The 19,124-nt window shown below is 41.3% G+C and carries 16 protein-coding genes; 8 read left to right on the forward strand and 8 right to left on the reverse strand.

The genetic code is table 11. The features are described 5' to 3' along the window. Positions 1-234: 234 nt before the first annotated feature. The 4 genes from J5A56_RS09485 to J5A56_RS09500 all read right to left on the reverse strand — a co-directional run bounded on the left by J5A56_RS09485 (position 235) and on the right by J5A56_RS09500 (position 5,899). Entirely contained in the window at positions 235-3,219 is a 2,985-nt protein-coding gene (locus tag J5A56_RS09485) for a TonB-dependent receptor (RefSeq protein ID WP_021671970.1), read from the reverse strand. A gap of 139 nt (positions 3,220-3,358) precedes the next feature. Next, positions 3,359-4,627 (reverse strand): porin family protein, encoded by a 1,269-nt coding sequence (locus J5A56_RS09490; RefSeq protein ID WP_021671971.1) that lies wholly within the window; start codon positions 4,625-4,627, stop codon positions 3,359-3,361. Positions 4,628-4,637: 10 nt separating this feature from the next. Continuing rightward, entirely contained in the window at positions 4,638-5,189 is a 552-nt protein-coding gene (locus J5A56_RS09495) for an RNA polymerase sigma factor (protein WP_021671972.1), read from the reverse strand. A gap of 26 nt (positions 5,190-5,215) precedes the next feature. Then, complete coding sequence (locus tag J5A56_RS09500; protein ID WP_021671973.1) at positions 5,216-5,899, reverse strand: NigD-like protein; 684 nt, start codon at positions 5,897-5,899, stop codon at positions 5,216-5,218. Between the two features lie 334 nt (positions 5,900-6,233). On the opposite strand from J5A56_RS09500, the gene aroB reads away from it, so the two are divergent. Further along, positions 6,234-7,280, forward strand: coding sequence for a 3-dehydroquinate synthase (gene aroB / locus J5A56_RS09505; protein ID WP_036919904.1), 1,047 nt, complete (start codon positions 6,234-6,236; stop codon positions 7,278-7,280). 110 nt (positions 7,281-7,390) lie between these two features. Here aroB and J5A56_RS09510 read toward each other — a convergent pair whose 3' ends face one another. Both J5A56_RS09510 and J5A56_RS09515 read right to left on the reverse strand, forming a co-directional pair. Beyond that, a complete protein-coding gene (locus J5A56_RS09510; protein ID WP_021671975.1) occupies positions 7,391-7,993 on the reverse strand; it encodes a DUF4738 domain-containing protein in 603 nt (200 codons plus the stop codon). A 393-nt stretch (positions 7,994-8,386) separates the two neighbouring features. After that, positions 8,387-9,925 carry a DUF438 domain-containing protein gene (locus tag J5A56_RS09515; RefSeq protein ID WP_021671976.1) on the reverse strand — a complete coding sequence of 513 codons (1,539 nt, stop codon included), beginning with the start codon at positions 9,923-9,925 and terminating at the stop codon, positions 8,387-8,389. A gap of 296 nt (positions 9,926-10,221) precedes the next feature. On the opposite strand from J5A56_RS09515, the gene J5A56_RS09520 reads away from it, so the two are divergent. From J5A56_RS09520 to J5A56_RS09550, 7 genes are read left to right on the forward strand one after another with little or no spacing between them, the layout of a single operon-like run. Next, positions 10,222-10,836, forward strand: a complete 615-nt coding sequence (locus J5A56_RS09520) for a DNA alkylation repair protein (protein WP_021671977.1) — start codon at positions 10,222-10,224, stop codon at positions 10,834-10,836. Between the two features lie 8 nt (positions 10,837-10,844). After that, positions 10,845-11,375 carry an AAA family ATPase gene (locus J5A56_RS09525; RefSeq protein WP_004359402.1) on the forward strand — a complete coding sequence of 177 codons (531 nt, stop codon included), beginning with the start codon at positions 10,845-10,847 and terminating at the stop codon, positions 11,373-11,375. A 24-nt stretch (positions 11,376-11,399) separates the two neighbouring features. Next, positions 11,400-11,645: a DUF3781 domain-containing protein gene (locus tag J5A56_RS09530; RefSeq protein WP_021671979.1), complete on the forward strand. Its 246-nt coding sequence runs from the start codon at positions 11,400-11,402 to the stop codon at positions 11,643-11,645. A 7-nt stretch (positions 11,646-11,652) separates the two neighbouring features. Next, complete coding sequence (locus tag J5A56_RS09535; RefSeq protein WP_021671980.1) at positions 11,653-12,186, forward strand: ClbS/DfsB family four-helix bundle protein; 534 nt, start codon at positions 11,653-11,655, stop codon at positions 12,184-12,186. 60 nt (positions 12,187-12,246) lie between these two features. Then, entirely contained in the window at positions 12,247-12,807 is a 561-nt protein-coding gene (locus J5A56_RS09540; RefSeq protein WP_021671981.1) for a GNAT family N-acetyltransferase, read from the forward strand. A 15-nt stretch (positions 12,808-12,822) separates the two neighbouring features. Further along, complete coding sequence (locus tag J5A56_RS09545; protein ID WP_021671982.1) at positions 12,823-13,356, forward strand: HXXEE domain-containing protein; 534 nt, start codon at positions 12,823-12,825, stop codon at positions 13,354-13,356. Positions 13,357-13,366: 10 nt separating this feature from the next. Next, positions 13,367-14,164 (forward strand): class I SAM-dependent methyltransferase, encoded by a 798-nt coding sequence (locus tag J5A56_RS09550; RefSeq protein WP_036919908.1) that lies wholly within the window; start codon positions 13,367-13,369, stop codon positions 14,162-14,164. A gap of 346 nt (positions 14,165-14,510) precedes the next feature. On the opposite strand, the gene J5A56_RS09555 is transcribed toward J5A56_RS09550, so the two are convergent. Together J5A56_RS09555 and J5A56_RS13545 are read right to left on the reverse strand one after the other, a co-directional pair. Further along, positions 14,511-17,072 (reverse strand): C10 family peptidase, encoded by a 2,562-nt coding sequence (locus tag J5A56_RS09555; RefSeq protein WP_036919899.1) that lies wholly within the window; start codon positions 17,070-17,072, stop codon positions 14,511-14,513. A 189-nt stretch (positions 17,073-17,261) separates the two neighbouring features. After that, entirely contained in the window at positions 17,262-17,888 is a 627-nt protein-coding gene (locus tag J5A56_RS13545; RefSeq protein WP_349251580.1) for a choice-of-anchor J domain-containing protein, read from the reverse strand. Positions 17,889-19,124: the final 1,236 nt, after the last annotated feature.

The raw sequence follows: 19,124 nt of genomic DNA on the forward strand, positions 1-19,124 counted from the left end.
CCCCCTCTCCGAAAGAGAAAGAAGAAGCCTCACCCCCAACCCCTCTCCGAAGGGAGAGGGGAGTAGTCACCGATATACCCTACAAGATGGATTGGTATTATAGATTTGTATAATACCTTTTAGTATCTTCTATAGGGATATCACGGTAATCACTCCCCTCTCCCTTCGGAGAGGGGTTGGGGGTGAGGCTTCTTCTTTCCCTTCGGAGAGGGGTTGGGAGGTGAGGCTTCTATATTAAAAACCACCAAATCCACCGCCTGATGGTGGAGGACCTGAAGGACGTCCACCGCCAAAGCCTTTCCTTCCACCTTCACGTGGACCCATTCCAGGACCATTGCGATCGAAGTCTGGACCATCCTTTGGTTTAGGCATAGCATTCTTACCACCAAAGAGGTTCAGACGATAGGTAGCACGCAGCATGATATAGCTGTTAATACTATTGTATTCAGTATCTGTACGACTCATAGAGTTGATGACACGTGAGAGGTTACTCTGCTGACGTAAGATGTCATAGAACTGCAAGCTGAATGTCAGTGCATTGTCCTTCAACATACTCTGTGAGATTTGCGCATTCCAAAGCAGCTCATTAGTGTTCAATGACGCATCGCTATATCCACGGCGACTGTTCTGGTGAAGGTCTGTCGAGATACTCATGTTCCAAGGGAGGTTAAAACTCAATGTACCACCATAGGCAAACTGCCATGTGCGTAGATTGCTCATACTCTGAAGATTATTCTTCGTGTTGGTATAGTCTACCGAACCATCTAACTCTAACTCTAACCATGAGGTGCGATAGCTGGCAGCGAGTCGCTCGCCAAAGGTCAACGACTTAGTGATATTCTTCTCTAAGTTGCTTGTTCTGTTAAGCTGCAGATAGCTGACGTAGCGATTGAAGTTAGCACGTGTGAAAGTATGGAGATTCCATACTCCAGCTGAGTCAATACTTGTATTGTACATTAATCCTGCATCTGCATCCCAGTTACCATTTACATTGATAGGCTGGATTGTACGTGCACCTGTAATCGCATCGTAAGTCACACTGTTGCCAATCGCATTTCGTGTTGTAGAGAAGTTGGCAAAGGTCATCAATGCCTGTGAGTGACTCTGCTTGTAAGTGTTATAGAACAAGCGGAAGTTATTGGTGAAGGCTGGCTTCAGTCCTGGGTTACCAATAGATATGTTCTGTGGGTCTGTATTGTCGACGATACTAAGCAGCTGACTCATCGTAGGCTGAGTGATTGTACCCTTATAATTGATACGCAGGTTGCTCTGTTCGCTGAACTTGTAACGGAAGTCGAAAGTAGGACTCCAGTTGAATACTGTGCGTGCTGTGTCAACGTGTACACCAAGGTAATCCTGCATATAGGTAGAACGCTGTGGCTGGAACATGACACCCACGTTCATCTTCCACTTGTCACGAATCATTCGCATCATTATCTGCATGTCGTGTGTATATGTGCGATACTCAGAGTAACGGCTCAGATTATCATCGAGATAGCTTGCCAATGGGTTGGACAGCAATCCGAGATAGTTATCCCATGAACGGTAAGCTGGCTGCAGACTACCGAATGTTCCTGATGGCATTGCAGAGAGGTCGTAGGTGTCACGATTGCTCTTTGAAAAGCCATACTTAAACTGATAGCTGAACTGCAGGTAAGTCTTACGGGCAATTGGCTCACTATAAGTTGCCTGCAAAGCATAGTCCCAACTCTTTGTTGGCATAAGGTTATAACGATATGCACGATAGATAGAGTCGTTTCCGAGTGCATCTTGCAACTGGAAATACTGGATGTCTTGTGTTGAGAATGTTTTTGAATCCGAGTCACTATAGTTACCATCTATGCGCAAAGTAACGTTTCGTCCGTTGCTTGAGAGCTTGCGATTTACCTGCAGCATAGCACCCAATGAGGTTGAATTACCATAGCTTATCGTCATGTTACGCTGTGTATTCACCATTAAACCCTGTGATTTTAGCTGTGCGATAGAAGCTGATGACAATGGGTCGTCAACGGTATCGTATGGGTCAGCGTTGTAGGCTGTAGATGTGCTAACAGTTTGTCCATCGCTCTTACTTAGTCTGATGTTTGGACGGAACATGATGTTCCACATAGAGTCAGGGCGCCATTCCAAGCGGAAACGACCATCCCAAGAGTTTGTTCTTGTGTATTCTTGTGAGAGACGGTTGGCAAATGAACCCTGTTGTGCTACGAAGTTCTCGCTTGCAACACGTGAGTTTAGGTCGCCATTAGAATGGTTCCAACGTACGCTACCGTCCCACTGCAAGGTTGTACCATTGTCATAGTTCATGTTGAGACCCACCATTTTCGTTGCGTTCAAGCCCTGTCTTACGCCACCAAAGCCACCACGTGGACCACCACCGAAGCCCATGTCATTGACATTATTGGCAGATGCAAAGCCCATCATGCGGAACTTGTTGTTGAAGTAGGCACCCATAGCCTTCTCAGAGTAACGACCCTTTGTTCCGATACCCAAGTCAATATTTGAGAATAAACCTTTGTTCATTCCCGCCTTGATGCCAAAGTCGAGTACGGTTGATTCATTACCATCATCGATACCCGTCACACGGCTCAAGTCGCTCTTTTGGTCGTAAGCCTTAATGGTTTGTACGATAGAGGTTGGGAGGTTTTTCATAGCGGTCTTAGTGTCGCCCACCATGAACTCTTTTCCATCAACAAGAATCTTTTTTACCTCTTTGCCATTAATCTTAATAGTTCCATCGCTTGACACTTCCGCACCCGGCAACTTCTTTACGAGAGCTTCAATCGTTGAGCCTTCTGGGACACGATAAGCCGAAGCATTGTACTGGAAAGTGTCTGCTTTTACAACAACTTTCGGAGCACTTGCCACAACTTTCACTTCTTTCAGTGTGTGTGAGTCTACTTGGAATTCTAACTGACCTACTGATACGTCTTGCTCATTAGCAATCGTAATGTTTTGAAAAATAGTCTTGTAGCCTACATACGAAGCTTTCAAAATAAATCGTCCGTTTGTTGGAGCTGTAATCTTAAAGTTCCCCGCTTCATCTGATGTAGCACCAATAACATAACTGCTGTCCTGCTTCAACAGCTGAACAACAGCAAATGGCACTTTCTCCTTTAGTTCCGTATCATAAAGCGTACCCGTAACGGTTCTGTTCTGTGCCAGCATTGCAACTGTGCTGGACATTAATAGAACAAAAATCAACAATCTTTTTGCCATAATAATCTTTTCTAATTCTTAATGGTATATATGACGCTAAGAATTTCAAAAAGTTTAATAGGCACATGGATTTTATTTAAAGAAAAGATATGAATATGGGTGCTTGTGGGAGACTTTAGAACTAAGTCTTATTTTATTCCTACTTATTTAAGTTTATTCTGACACCCATATTGAGATTGAAGTTGGTAGGCTTGTCTTTGTAAATATTCTCAACATTGCTCCCATTATTGAAGTGATGGCTTATTCCGGGCTCAATATATGCACTAACATCTTTGCTAATTCTGAGTTCTCCTCCAATGGAAAGAGCGGTAGAGAATACTGGTCTACCTTCTTTAATAGTTGTATGTGTTGGCGTTATTTGTGACATGGCTTCAGCAGATAAGTTGGCTTCACCTTTCACGAGTTTCTCAATTTCAGCACCTGCAGTCGCATAAACATTGAACCTTTTGGTCTTAATGAAACTGTAACTTGCATTTACAGGTATGCCGACGTATTGCAGTTTTTGTTCTACGGCATATTCTGTCCCTCTCTTTTCATAAGAGAAGTTGGAAGTAAGTCGGCTGTAATTGAGACCTGTCTGTAGGCTCCACCGATTGTTGATATTATACCTTATGGAAACACCTAACTTTATTGGTTGATGGTGTTTAGTCCTCGTTCTTCTATCTTTTGTACCTATTGGGCTGTCTTGTATGTTTCTTCCAGAGAATTCTGGGGCATAGTCACCATAAGGGTTTGCTACTGGCAATAGCATCTTGTCAGAATTATGGGAAGTTCCCGTACCATAATTATAGGAAGTTCCTATGCAGAAGCGAGAAGTTGGATCATCCTTCTTCGCATTTGTTGCGTAGATTCTTTCCGAATTCCCCCACGACTGTGGTTTTGTGGTCTGTTGTTTATTAACATCTTCTATCTTTTCTTGCCTTGTATTACTGGTTGTTTCTTGAGTTTCTGTGACATTATTATTATCTGTAGTCGTTTCTTTTTCTTTATTGTCGACTGTATTGCCAGACAAGTTGTTGTCAACAAGTGGATTCTGTATACTTTGATGAGTAGCAACAGCCAGCTTTACGGAGTTTGTCACATAGTTCTCTGGAGTTGTAATTGTAGTTTGAGAAGGCAGAGTGTTCTTTATCTTATTGTTTATAATTGTTGCGCACTGCTTCGGAAGAGATGTGTGGTCAAAAAGCAAGTGACTTAGAAAAATCCCGATACCTATTATGGCTGCAGCAGAGGCAGCACGGTAGGTCCACAAAGGTACTACGCTTGCCTTCTGCCGAGTAGAGCGCATAGGAGCAACTCCACGACGGTTCATCTCCTGTTTGATATCATTGAGAAGACCATCTGGTGCCTTTACATCACATTCATTCTGAATGCGTGTACGCAATGTGTCAAGCCAATCTTCTTTCATACTTTTAATTCTATTTATTTTGCTCTTTCAGCATCTTTGCAAGCATATTCCTTGCCTTGTGGAATTGTGATGCAGATGTATCTGGTTTGATGTTGAGAATTTCTGCTATTTCCTTGTGACTTTTGCCTTCTATCACATATAGGTTGAAGACAGTTCTGTAACCTGGTGGTAGTTTAAGTATTGTCTCTGTTATCTGTGTTATCGACATACTGTCAATATCAGGGTCCTCAGTACTACAATCAGGTATGTCAGTCGCCTTGTCTATAAAAATAGCTGGGTCATTGTCCCTGAGAAAGTGAAGAGATTCGTTGATTACAATCTTTGTGAGCCAAGCCTTTAATGACCCCTTCCCTCGATATTCAAAAGTATGTATCTTAGTGAATATTCTTATAAAAGCCTCTTGTAAAACATCATGCCTATCTTCTTGGTTTCCAATATACCTCGAACACACTTTTGCTAAATAATCAGCATACTCGCCATAGAGTTTATCCATGGCGAGTGCATCACCTTTTTCAAAAAGGCTTATAATATACTGTTCTCTATTATTCCCAAATAATCCCATTGATAGGCAGTGGATTTTCCTCTGTACTATTTACGGCTTTTGTATTTGAATTTGACTGTTTTTACACCTGAGAATGATTGCCACTTCAAAGTCAGGTCCACTGTTTTCCCTTGTGTGTCAGGAAGATCACTAAGTCTGAATGCTACAAGTCCGTCACGAATCAAACCCTTTGTGTCGCCAGAAGCATTATGATGGAGTACAACTTCATATGGATTGTCTCCTTTGACAAGATTCACCACATGTTTTTTCCCATTACCGAAGTAAGTTCTGAAGCGTAAAGTCAAGTATCCGTCCTCTACAACAGTTGTCCAGTCCTTGACTATTTCTACAGGGTCTTTTCCATATACTGTTTCGTTTTGTTTGCCAAGAGTTGGTGCCATATTCTTAGTAAGTATGGTGTCAACCCAGTTTACATATGCACTTTTTGAGTATCCTTCAGTCTTTCCGTCCTGAACTTTGATGTTCGTAAGTGCTCGCAGTTCCTTTTTACCATAAGGAGAAGTCTTCATGTTCGTAGGAAGAATTGTGGTCTCATCATTTAACTGGAAGTAGACCTGTCCTGTGGAACTATTTGTCTTGATTGTCACAAGTGCATTGGGAATATTGGTAGGGTAATCTGTATCGTCATCGTTTAAGCAAGATTGCAAGGATAATGTACCTATCGCTATTCCAAGGATGAGGACAATATAAAGTAATGAATTCTTTTTCATATTCGTTCCTTTTTTAGTTAATACTGCAAATTTACTAAATCATTTTCAATTTTAAGTTGTTGTTTGAATTTATGTCTAATCTGCTCTATAAAATCAAAAGTTAGAATTACTTGCCTCTTTAAATGTTAAAACAGTGTTAAAGTTCGCCGATAGGAATGATAGTGTCTTTTTTTATTCGATTATATTTTATCATTTGATTTATTGCACATAGAGAAAGCGATGTGCGCAATATTTGGTATGTCAGTATTAAAGAGTGTGAAATATAGGCTCTGTTTCGTTTGTAAGTGATAGGAAAAACCGTAATTTTGTGTTGAACTTTAAAGAGAGAAAGCTTATGGGACAGAATATTATTATATCAAAACAGTTCAAGAGTGAATTGGCAACAGCCATCTCTGAATGTGAGAAGGATAAAATCTTCGTACTCGTTGATGAGACGACACATCAGAAATGTTGGGAACTTATCAAAGACGACTTCTGTCTGAAGCAGGCGCAAGTAATTACAATTGGTACGACTGATAGTAGTAAAACGCTTGACACGTTGGCTTCTGTATGGGAGGCATTGCAGCAGGGAGGGGCTACACGCCACTCACTGTTGATAAACCTTGGTGGTGGTATGGTGACCGACCTTGGTGGTTTTGCGGCTTCAACCTTCAAGCGTGGAATTAACTTTATTAATATTCCAACCACGCTCCTTGCGATGGTAGATGCCAGTGTGGGCGGTAAGACGGGTATCAATTTCGGCGGATTAAAGAATGAGATTGGTGTGTTTAGTGAGGCTGATATTGTTCTGCTAAATACCGAATGGCTCAAGACATTGGACACAGAGAATATCCGCAGTGGCTATGCTGAGATGTTAAAGCATGGCTTGATTGCTGATGAAGCGATGTGGGCAGAGCTAATAAACTTCGACCTTACGCAGCCAGACTTGCATCAGTTGAGCGCAATGCTTGGTAAGAGTGTTAGAGTAAAGGAACGTATTGTAGCGGAAGACCCGCAGGAGAAGGGTATTAGAAAGGCTTTGAATCTCGGACATACCTTCGGTCATGCTTTTGAGTCATGGGCATTAGAAAACCATCCAATCCTCCATGGTTATGCAGTTGCGTTCGGTTTGATAGCAGAGCTTTATCTGTCTGCTGTGAAGACTGGTTTCCCAACAGAGCGCATGCGCCAGACGGTCAACTTCATTCGTGAGTATTATGGCACATTGCCTATTACGTGTAATGACTATCCAAAGCTCATTGAGTTCATGTATCATGACAAGAAGAATCGTGGTAATGAAATCAATGTCACTCTTTTAGGGGGTATTGGCGACGTCCGTATCAACCAGTCTGTCAGTGAGGATGAAGTTAAGGAAGCCCTTGACTTTGTGCGTGAGGGGTAAGTAAAGGGTATTGGACTAATAAGGCTAATAAGACTAATAAGGCTTAAGCCTAATCACCAATCTTATCCTATTAGCACTCCCCTCCCTTCGGAGGGGTTGGGGGAGGCTTTTTACACCCCCTCTTCCTCAGCCTTCTCCAACTCACTCTTTGGTTGTTGTTGTGGTTGGTCGCTTGGTGTATCAAGTTGTGTAGCCTTGTTGATACGCATGCGGCTCATATTATCGATGGTTACATCCAATGGTACATACTCATCGCTCTTTGGATCAGGTGACCCCACACTTGCACCAAAGTAGAGTTTGTTACCCTCTGCACGATCGAACATGAAACCAATCAGTGCACCATCCTTACCATATTGGTTATCAGTGTATTCTCTGAAATCATCTTTCGTAAGTGTACGCTCATAAAAAGATGAACCATCTTGACGAAGAATCTGTACCTGGAACTTGTTATCGTAGTATTTACGTCCGTCTTCGTCACTGACGATTGACAATGACTTGTCTGCAAAGCGGTGGATACGAATCGTATAGGTACTACCCATCCATTCTATCTTCTTCTCATATTTGAAGTCGGTCATTGGCTGTGGACCGCTTGGTACCTTTGGTTTAGGTGCTATCTTGGTGATAATATCGTTTGATTTCTTTTCTTGCTTGCAGGCAGTGACACCAAAAAGGATCAAGCCCAAGCTTAATAATTGAAATATCTTTCTTGTCATAATGCGTAATTCTTGTACGCAAAAGTACGTATTTTCTTTGAACCCTGCAAGTATGAAGTGTAAAAGATAGTTTTTCAAGTGGGGTAATGATAACGGATTATAAGGACACGGATAGGATATAAAGAGGAAGATTCTTTATTCCCTGAAATCGCTAATCGAACATAAATCCATCATTAGCATGCTCCTCATAAAGGCACTATTCAAATGGAGTTGACCCTGCGCACCAATGGTGCGGATGCTCCGCACCGTTGGTGTTAGGCATTAACACGTAGCTTATCGATGCTAATGAGTTAGGATGAAAATACTGGACATAAAAAAAGGATGCACGAAATGTGCATCCTAAAGAGATTCTATTGAGAAACAACCTATTACACAATGAGTGAAAAGACCACCTTAGGCGTCTTTGATGCACTCCTTTAGTAAATTGATAAACTTCTCTTCGCCCAATCCTGAACGCTCAGAAGCGGTGCGGACAGTAGCTTTCTTGAGAATCAACTTACCCAAAGGTGTGTTTAGCATTTTGAAAGATGGATAGCGAGAAGCAAGTTCTTTCTTCAGATTTGGATAAGCTGTAAAGAGGTCTTTCAGACGTGTGTCTGGTGTTATCTCAATAGGAGCCCCTGATTGTGCAGCAGATGCTTCGTCGTCTTCATTGTCAGAAGGAGTAGTGTTTGCAGCACTTTCCTCTTCTTTTCCAGCCCACGTCAGCAAGGTCTGTGAACCTGTCAACTCACGGATATGTGTGCAATCCTGCATCATCTCGAGTACACCACGGAAGCGGCCTTCTGCATCGCGCACAGCAAAGTAAACGATGTAGATAAATACTTCTGGCTTGTTAATCCAGAACTCGGCTTTATCTTGTTCGCCACTACGGAATTTCTCTACGATTTCCTCAACGATGTGTACACTCTTACGTGGGTGGCAGTTAGACACCTGTCGTCCGATGACATTCTTTGATCTTGGGAAGATACGATGGTCGGTATCTGAATAGAACTTCACCAACTCGTTCTCGTCCACGAAAGAGATGTCTACTGGAAGATGCTTATAGATAAGGTTAATCTGCTCTAAGGTCAACTTACCAGTTGCCACATCCAACTCCTGCTGTGGTCCTGCAGAATAGCCATACTTGCTGAGTAATGCCTGAAGGTCTTCTGCAAAGCCCTTTTGAGGTGTTGAGTGTTGAGTGTTGGGTGTTGATGGTGTGTCTACTTTGAAGAAGGCAAAACCAATTTCTTGGTCGCCCGACTTCATGTCCTCAAACTCCTCTGCCGAGATAAGAGCGTATGAAGTAGGGTAGAGGATAGTTTCCTCCTTTTCCATCAGGTCGCGTGCATGGGCGATAAGCTCATTTTGTTTAGCGATGAAAGCTTCCTCTTCGCCAGCCTCTAAGAGTCGGAGTGAATCCTTAATCTCATCACGAACGATGTCGTCAAAGTTCCACATTGTTGTCGTTGGGCGGTCGAATCCTTTCTTCTCCAAAAGTGGATAGAGCTGATTCTGCTTACGGTGATAGTGAATAGGATACTGACGAATCTGGTCGTAGAGTTCTAACCACTGGTTTTTAATGACAGGATATTGTACAAGATCCTCGGCCGCAAGGAGCAGTCTTCGCATCTCGTCATTTTCTTTATAATAATGTGAGAGTGGGTGATCCTCTGGTACATCAGGGCGACTGTAGTCCATGAACCCTTCAACGAGTTCAATAATCTTGCGCATGTCAGCACGGATACACTCGTCGTCCTCACGCGACTTCATGTTCTGTTCGATGAAGGCAAGGTGATAAGGGCGAATCTTTCCTACCTTTGTCTTCATCACTTCGCGTGCCTCTTCTAATGAGAGCTGTCCTGTTTCATACTTTTCTTCAAGCTCAAGCATTGCCTGCATTTTCTCCATCTCAATTGCTGGGAGAAAGTCTTTCATCTTATTTGCCATAACTTTGTTACTGATTTTTATTATTTCTAATGCAAAGATACTGAGTTATTGGTAAATAGTAAGATAACAAATGTGACCATGTTAAGTTAAATAATGGTAATTTATTGCTTAAATTAATGTGATGTTTTTGGCTGATTAATGTTTCCCCTTCTATCATTTCTTTTCTTCCTCATAATTTATTATCTTTGCCATAGTTTCATTGGATAAATTATTTTTACGGACAATTTATGACCTTCCATTTTCGAGGGATCTATATCACTTGTAGATATGATTTATCTTAGAAAGGATTTATAACAATGGGGATAGATAATGTCTTGAACAAAATACTGCTAATAGAACATGGTTTTCAGCATATTATTGATGGGGCTGACGAGGTGGTTTCCACGTATCCGAAAGAACAATGTTTTGAACTTGCACTCACGTTGTTTAATCACGAAGCCTATCAAGCCCGAATGTTGGCAACAACGATATTGGGCAGATTGGCAACAGAAGATAATAACGCACTTCGTTTTCTGAAAGAGCGAGTAAGCACTGATGAGAATTGGCGAGTGCAGGAAATGCTTGCAAAGGCTTTCGACGAAGTTTGCCGACATAGAGGGTATGAAGTTTCTTTACCTCTCATAGAAGAATGGATAACAGACGATAATCCAAATGTTATCCGTGCTGTAACTGAGGGACTGAGGATTTGGACAAGTCGCCCGTATTTCAAAGAAAATCCATCGGTGGCTATTGCTCTCATTGCTAAGCATAAGGCACACGAAAGCGAATATCTTCGGAAATCCGTAGGAAATGCTTTAAGAGATATAAGCAAGAAGCACGCAGAATTGGTGTGGCAGGAAGTGGAACGATGGGATTTATCCAATCCTCGAATTTCATTTACTTACAAACTCGCAGCCAAGCTGCTAAAATGAATATTACAATGCGCAAAGCCATTCTTTTTATTTTCTCTGGACTACCAGCAGTTGGCAAATCCACACTTGCAAGATTTTTAGTAAAAGAGTTTGGAGCTGTTTATCTGCGTATTGATACTATAGAACAAGGATTGAAAGATCTATGTCGTATCAATGTTGAGGGAGAAGGCTATCGGTTGGCATATCGTATGGCAGCTGACAATCTGCAATTGGGCAACAATGTCGTGGCTGATAGTTGTAACCCTATTGAACTGACAAGGCGAGAATGGGAAGAGGTTGCTGTCAATAACAACTGTCGTTTTGTAAATATTGAGGTTATATGTTCGGATAAGACAGAACACAAAAAGCGTGCAGAACAGAGAAATACAGAAGTAGCAAATATGAATCTCCCTGTGTGGGATGACATCGAAAACCGAGAATATCACGAGTGGCACAAAAGCCGTATCGTCATTGAAACGGCAGGAAAGACTATTAAACAATGTCAAACCGAGCTAAAAGAAAAGGTTGCAGATAGTCTTTCGCAAGAAGGAGATGGTTAAGAATATGAAGGCATAGACGATTCGTTGAAAGCAACCATCAACGAAAAGTTCTGTTATACAAAACTTGTGTATGAGAGAATAAACCGAAAGCTCGGACTTTATCTATCGCCACAAGAAATAGAAAGTTTTATTTCAGACATTATCATGCATACAGATACGAATCATTTCCTGAAAAAAGGAAAGAACTATTATATAACTAATGATACAGAACATATCCGTATCACCGTTAACTCTTGTACATTCAGAGTTATTTCAACTGATAAAATATAAAAAAACAATGGCACGAGCAACAACAAAAGTGGATTTAATAACATCTGCTAATGAACAATTTGAGAAGATGTGGAAGCTCATAGACAGTATGAGCGAAGAGCTACAGACAGCAACCTTTGCAGAAAAAATGGCTGCAATGGGCAAAGAAGCACATTGGAGCAGGGACAGAAATCTGCGCGATGTACTTGTTCATCTGTATGAATGGCATCAGTTGTTACTGAATTGGATAAACTCCAATCGTGAGGGAGAATGCAAATCTTTTCTTCCTGAGCCTTATAATTGGAAAACATATCCAGTAATGAACGTGGAGTTTTGGAAGAAACATCAAAGCACATCGCTATCAGATGCAAAGGCAATGTTAAAAGAAAGCCATCAACAAGTAATGGAATTGATTGCAACTTTCTCTGACAACGAACTCTTTAACAAGGGTATATTCGATTGGACGGGCACCTCTACGCTTGGTTCTTATAGTGTTTCAGCAACCTCAAGCCATTATGATTGGGCGATAAAGAAAATAAAAGTACATATTAAAACACAATAAACAAACAATAGAAATCTTATAATAAGGCTAATAAAGAAACGTGGAAGATAAGAAAAAAGTATGGGACTACAAACAAAACGCCTGCTATTGAGAGCGTGGAAAGAAAGCGATGCTGAAGCATTATACAAATATGCTCGGAATCCAAACGTTGGTCTGATTGCTGGTTGGCCACCGCATACAAGTGTAGAGAACAGTCGTGAGATTATAAAGGTAGCATTCTCTGCTCCTGAAACCTATGCAGTTGTGTTGAAAGAAACAGGTGAAGCTATCGGTTGCGTTGGAATAATGGCTGTAAGAAGTGAAGTCAAAAGCGCAGATATGGCAGACAACGAGTGTGAGATAGGTTATTGGATTGGTGAACCCTATTGGGGACAAGGCTTGATACCTGAAGCCGTAAACGAATTGCTTCGGTATGCGTTTGAGGACTTAGGGAAAACTACAGTTTGGTGTGGGTACTACGATGGCAACGAGAAATCGAAACGAGTACAAGAGAAATGCGGATTCGTTTACAGTCATACAGAAGACAATAAGACTGTTCCACTGTTAAATGAGGTTCGCACAGAGCATTTTACCAAAATCACTTTAGAGGATTGGAAGAAACAGTATGGTAGTTTGAAATAAATAACAAGAGAAATTATGGCAAAAATAAACTTAATAATGATGCTTCTTCCTTTCGTGTTTATGGTTCATGATTACGAGGAAATTATTATGTTTAGGTGTTGGATTGACAGAAATAGGGAAGAATTGAAAAAACGATTTCCTAAAATCGAATCGTTTTTTACTCGACAAGGACCTTTCGATTATTCTACTTCGACCTTTGCCGTTGGTACTGCTCACGAGTTCATACTTATTTCTGTTGTTTCGTTTTGCTCGGTTTGGACAGGTCAATATCAATGGTGGTTTGCTGCATTGACAGGATATTTCGTTCACCTGTTAATGCATATTGTGCAGTGGATTGTATATCGAAAGTATGTGCCCGTTATCATTACAAGCCTCCTTACATTGCCTTACTGTATCTATTCTTTTGCTGAATTCTTAAAAGTAACAGTTTTATCTTTCCCACAACTGGTTCTATGGGCAGTTATTGGTATTGTTCTTACCATACTAAGTGTGTTTTCTGCATTCTTCTTTATGGATAGGTTTCAACGTTGGGAGAAGGGTAATAAATAAGAAATACATGATGGAAGATTATTATAAGATAAACAAAGAAGCGTGGAATGCAAGAACAAAAATTCATTTGTATTCTTCATTTTACGACTTGGACAAGTTTAAAAGAGAGGTAAAGTCTGTTCCCGACTTGGATTTGTCTCTATTAGGAGATGTTCGAGGAAAGTCTATTCTGCATCTTCAATGCCATTTCGGCATGGATACACTTTCCCTGTCAAAGATGGGAGCTAATATCGTTGGTGTGGATTTCTCGGAAGAGGCTATACAAACAGCAAAGTCGTTGAATGAGGAATTAGGGCTGAATGCACAATTCTGTTGCTGCAATATCTATGATGCGCCTACTGTGTTGAAAGGGCAGAAGTTCGACATTGTATACACATCTTATGGTGTAGTTAATTGGTTGCCAGACTTAATCCAATGGGGACAAGTAATTTCACAAACGCTGAAAGACGGTGGAAAGTTTGTTATCGTGGAATTCCATCCCATATTGTGGATGTTTAATGAAGAATTCTCGCAAGTCCGATATGCTTATTCACGCAAAGAGCCTTACATTGTGGAAGAATCTACCTACACTGATTCGGAAAATGACAATTGGCAAAAGACCGTTACGTGGAATCATGGGTTAGCTGTAGTGCTGAATGGTTTGCTCAATAATGACTTACAGGTCCAGTCTTTCGGGGAGTATGATTACTCACCTTTCAACCTATTTGGGAATATGGCTGCTGAAAAGAATGGAACATTCAAAGTCGCAGGAAAGAATGGCGAGATACCATTGCTGTTTTCTGTTGTTGCCGTGAAACCTTCAAAGTGAAGGAAAATTTTATAAAGAAGGAACGGCATGGCTATTGAGAAAAAGTCGTGAGATATTAAAGAACTTGCTTCATTAAAAACGAAGCAAGTTCTTTCAGTTTAAGGCTGCGGTGTTCTTGGCAAATAGTAGGATGGCAAATGTTACTTTATGAAGTTAAATAATGATAGTTTATTGCTTATGTTAGTGTGATACTTTTGTCAGATTAATGTTTCCCCTCTATTATCTCTTATAGGGTTCTTTTTCGTGTAATATTTTATGGTTAGTATTCATAGCAATAGGATAAGGAGTAAGTGTTAAATGAGAAAAACAGGGATGTGAGCACTTGTCACATCCCCTAATTTTTGTGTTATTTAATTATCAGCTTCTTGCCGTTGACAAGGTAAACGCCCTTGGAAAGACCTTTAAGGCTTGAAACGCCTTTGGCAATACAAGTACCATTGAGACTATAAACATCGAAGGTAACTGTGCTTGCTGTTTGTGGAGTATTAAGTATACCATTAGGTGATAAGGTAATGGTAAGAACAGCAGTTGAATACTCAAACTTATAGTTTTCAGCTTCTGCATCGCTCACTGTAATCGTATACTTACCAGGTACGTTGTATTCAGTAACCTTTTTACCCTTACTATCTGTGATGGTGAAAGTAGGTTCTTTTTCCAGTGCGACTGTCGTTTCGTTATTTTGTAATTCGTCAACAGTATAGCCGAATGAAGGTGTTTGTCCTACCTCTATGGTCACGTCTTTAGCATGCATCTTTGCCGTTGCTTTTTTCACGATGAGGAAGCCATTGGCAAATTCTACCTGCTCTTCTGTTATCGTTCCTCGCTTTACGACAATAGTATATTTGCCTACCGGCGAAGTCTTTGTAGCCTCGCATGATAGTTCTGGCGTACCTTCAACATAATCGCCCTTGAGTTGCCAACCAAGTTTTGGATTCTCACTTCCGTATGTACGAATCATGTTACGAGCCTTTATGGTAGTCCCAAACTCAACAATGTCGAAATCCTTCCACTGTGCATTACGCTTATAGTGGTTTTTAGTTCCAGATGGAATCTGAAGCTTTATTTCACTTTTACTAATATCGGTAAAAGCATTGTGACCTAAGACAGGCACTTCCTTGGAGTAGAGACGGATAATGCCGAGGGAATTATTACCAGAGAAAACCTCATCACCAATGGTTGTAATGGTGTTAGGGAGTACGATTTTTGTTAGCTTACTGCATCCAGAGAAACCATAGTTGTGAATCTTTGTGATGCCTTTTGCCACGTTGAAGTCACCTTTGTTATTTGGCATAACAGCGATAATCTCCTTTGAGTCCTTTGTCATTAGCGTCTGACCATCAAAGATATAGTTCTTGTCATCGCCTGTAGGTATACTAATTGAATCGAGTCGTCCCAGCTTTCCAAAGGCTCCGTCGCCGATTGTCATCGTCGATTTCGGTAGGATGAGCTTACGTATTGACTTACAGTTAAAGAAAGCACGCTCTGGAATCTCATTGTCATTCGTTGTCAGCTGACGTTTATCATCTACAAGATATGGGTCTCCACCACTTACGATAACAGCGTCGCTAAGGTCAAGAGAGACGAGGGAACTGCGCTGGATAGTTCCGTCTGGGTTGTTACCTGCTATCTGTCGGATAGTGCGGAGGTCAGTAGAGTTAATCTTGCCATTGATTTTCAAAGAAGATATTTTACTCTTTATGCTGTCTGCAATGAGCTCTTGTAATCTTCCTGGGGTATCAACGGTGATGGTATCCTGTATGGTTTCTGTCTTTTCACCCTCAATACCGATGATCATATCTTGGTCTTCGGAGAACTTATACGACTTAGGGTTGAGGAGGGCAATATCATAGAATCCGTCACTGGCACCATCCCATCCCCAGTTAATCCATACCTTTCCCGTTTCATCATATCCAGAGAGAACAAAGGCATGACCACCATTCTTGTTGTCAACACCCGTATAGAGAATGGCACGACGTTCATTAATTTCATTATAAATGATGTCCATCCATGCTTGTTCACTGTATCTGCGGCGCTTCAACATCTGTGTTGTTTCTGGATAGCCGAAGTTTCTTCTTAGTCCTCGGGCTGCATTCTCGGTGTAAGTTCCCGAACCATCTGTAGCATAATTCATGTCGGCAGCCACACCACAATCCAACATCAGTTTGGCAACAGCATCGCCCTGTTCCTTAGAGTAGTGTCCTTTGTAACTATCAATCATGTTTGCATAGTCATAAAAGCTCTCTTCATAATTAACGGTCACTATCTTCTTTGTGCCATTAGCTTGTTTTACATAAACAGAATGAGTCCCTCCTGTACCTTTCTCTGGCCACCTATTGTAATACATAATCTGTGCCATAGCGGTGGCAACACAACCTGTTACGGTCCTTCCTGTGCTACCATAGCCCTGCCATGAGCCTGTACCTGACGTGGTTCCTTCAGGACAAAGGTTGTTGTAAGGTTTCTCCTGTCCCCATATAGAAGTGACAAATGATGGGATTTTAGCAGCATATTTACTTTGATCGGGAGCTATCATAGTGCGTGGTTTGCCTGCTTTTACAATACCATTGATAGCTTCTTCTACAGCTGAGAGATACCATTTGAAACCAGTATTGCTTGTGTTTTTGTCGAAAACTGTATTCGAATAAGCGATGACAGCTGGTAGGAGATCGTCGTTGCTGACGATGACAAATCCGCCATTATTATATCCCATGACGGTAAAAGCTTTGTTTGCGAGGAGGGTTCTGGGCTCTTCTCCGCTTGCACGTGTCATTGATAACGATGGCGATTGTCTGAAAACTTTGGCTGCTACAGCTTTGATTACAGCCTTTGGTCTTGGTGCTGCCGTTATTGTTAGTGCCGCTGTGAATGTAAATAGCAGCTTTAGGAATAATCGTTTTCTGAAATTCATAGAAGTGTGGGGTTATTTGTTTAATCTGGCTTTGTGTCTTCAGAATACAGAAAGATAATCATTGTCTGGTGACGAAGCCAGTTTGCCTCTTACTTATTTTATATAGAAGAATGATGCGGAACCGCAACCCTTATGAGGGTTCCGGCTCCGATTGTGTCAATCCTTTTTTTCTGGATTGTGTTCTGTTCATTATCTTATGATAGTCTTTTGACCATTGATGACATAGATACCTTTGCCCAATGATTTCAAGCTTTTTGCATCTTTGAGAAGTAATTTGCCGTCAATAGTGTAGACATCATAGAGAATCTCACCATTAGCACCTACCTTTTGGATGACTGTTGTCACCTTAATAGAAGTTGGTTCAGACTCTGATCCATCTGCATAAACAGCTGTTACGCTGTAATTATGGTCTGTTCCGTCCCATACTATATCGCCACTTTCCAGCTTGATACTGTTTGATAGATATTCACCATCACGATAGATATTGTATGAAACAGGTCCAGTGCTACTCTCGTAGGTAATATCGTCAATCATGAAGATGAATGCCTGATCAGAAGAAGTGTTATGATGAATAGCAAAGTATCTTGTCCCTTCAGGAACATCAACCTTCACTTCTGTCCATGTGGCAGTGCTTTGTTCGTGAGTGTCGCCCACCTTCTGGAAGCTTGCCTTTTGGTTATCGGTGTTTGATACGAGAACATCGAAGCTCTCCTTACCATAAGACTTATCTGCAGAATTAACGTTGTTAACCCAGAAACTGATGGTTTGTGCCTTGCCGGAAAGGATTGGACTGATGAGCCAGTTGCTTGCTGCAATAAGTTTTTGTCTTCATTTACCTGATAAATGGCTACAAGTGATTTGCTTCCAGAGTGTGGATCAAGCCCTTGACCAGACTTAAATATGTCAGAAGGTTGCCAGTCCATGAATGCAAACTGTTCACCTTGATGTTGATAAGTAGCCCCCTTAGCAAGCGGAGCTGCAAGTCCTTGGTCTTCATCAATGGTTGTCCAGTTACCGAAGGATGTACTCCAAGGTTCATAACTTTCAAAGTCGTCAGACTTTTGTTCTATTGTTGACTCTGGAGCTTCCCATTTTAGTTTTAACTTATTGTCGTCCACTTTGACATTTGTGAGGTTCTTTGGTGCAGGAACATCTGCTGCAGCGCAATTAATGATTGCTTCAGCCTCATTATTGTCAGGTTCAAGATCGTCATCAAGTGGAACTGAAGCTTTTACGTTAAGTGTCTCAGCCTTGTCAAGAGTAGTTGTCCTATATTCAATCTTATACTCCTTCTTGTCAAGCAGTTTGAGACTCTCTATATTATCCTCTTTGATAATCTTACCATTAACGGTGAGTTCAAGCTTGGTATTCTTTAGTTCATCGAGTCCAATATTTGTTACTTTGACATTGATTTCAGCCATCTGCCCCTTCTTGACGTTGTCTGTTGCTGTTACCTCAACAGCCGCATCTTTCTGTAATGGGTCAACAATATTGATATTGTCCATGTATACTGGAACCTTTGTGATGTTGTCTGCAATACCTATGATACGTAGGAAGACAAAATCTTCGTTGGTTAGTTCTGTAGGAACATCAACGATAAAGTTCTTCCATTCACCATTTGTCGTGGTAACATTAGCTTTCTCACTGGTCCAAACAGGCTCTGTTACATCACCATTCTTCTTAGCAAAACGTAATTCAACCTTCTGTTGAGCGTTCTCGTCAGCACGATAGTAGAATATCAGCTTTGGATTTTCGGCTCCACGAAGACTAATCTTACCTGTTATAAGTGCTGATGTACCTGGTTTTGAAGGGTTGAAGACGACAGCTCCGTTGTCATTGTCACAAGAAACATCCTTGGTAAGAGCCCATGAGGTGCTGCTGCTTGAACGCTCCAGACCCATGAATTGACCTTCAATAGAACCATTCTTGAAGCTGTTATGGAATGGTAAAGTGTAAGGTTTTCCGACGATGATGCCAGCTGCAACCCAACTACTTTCGCCTGCATCATTTGAAGCCTTAATAGCCCAGTGCTTATAGTTCTGCTTTCCCTCA

This window comes from Prevotella melaninogenica, from assembly GCF_018128065.1.
Taxonomy (GTDB): Bacteria; Bacteroidota; Bacteroidia; order Bacteroidales; family Bacteroidaceae; genus Prevotella.

Bases quoted from the DNA above. Each gene is read 5' to 3' on its own strand.
- J5A56_RS09485 (WP_021671970.1), bottom strand. From the start codon at position 3,219: ATGGCAAAAAGATTGTTGATTTTTGTTCTATTAATGTCCAGCACAGTT.
- J5A56_RS09490 (WP_021671971.1), bottom strand. From the start codon at position 4,627: ATGAAAGAAGATTGGCTTGACACATTGCGTACACGCATTCAGAATGAA.
- J5A56_RS09495 (WP_021671972.1), bottom strand. From the start codon at position 5,189: ATGGGATTATTTGGGAATAATAGAGAACAGTATATTATAAGCCTTTTT.
- J5A56_RS09500 (WP_021671973.1), bottom strand. From the start codon at position 5,899: ATGAAAAAGAATTCATTACTTTATATTGTCCTCATCCTTGGAATAGCG.
- aroB (WP_036919904.1), top strand. From the start codon at position 6,234: ATGGGACAGAATATTATTATATCAAAACAGTTCAAGAGTGAATTGGCA.
- J5A56_RS09510 (WP_021671975.1), bottom strand. From the start codon at position 7,993: ATGACAAGAAAGATATTTCAATTATTAAGCTTGGGCTTGATCCTTTTT.
- J5A56_RS09515 (WP_021671976.1), bottom strand. From the start codon at position 9,925: ATGGCAAATAAGATGAAAGACTTTCTCCCAGCAATTGAGATGGAGAAA.
- J5A56_RS09520 (WP_021671977.1), top strand. From the start codon at position 10,222: ATGGGGATAGATAATGTCTTGAACAAAATACTGCTAATAGAACATGGT.
- J5A56_RS09525 (WP_004359402.1), top strand. From the start codon at position 10,845: ATGCGCAAAGCCATTCTTTTTATTTTCTCTGGACTACCAGCAGTTGGC.
- J5A56_RS09535 (WP_021671980.1), top strand. From the start codon at position 11,653: ATGGCACGAGCAACAACAAAAGTGGATTTAATAACATCTGCTAATGAA.
- J5A56_RS09540 (WP_021671981.1), top strand. From the start codon at position 12,247: ATGGGACTACAAACAAAACGCCTGCTATTGAGAGCGTGGAAAGAAAGC.
- J5A56_RS09545 (WP_021671982.1), top strand. From the start codon at position 12,823: ATGGCAAAAATAAACTTAATAATGATGCTTCTTCCTTTCGTGTTTATG.
- J5A56_RS09550 (WP_036919908.1), top strand. From the start codon at position 13,367: ATGGAAGATTATTATAAGATAAACAAAGAAGCGTGGAATGCAAGAACA.
- J5A56_RS09555 (WP_036919899.1), bottom strand. From the start codon at position 17,072: ATGAATTTCAGAAAACGATTATTCCTAAAGCTGCTATTTACATTCACA.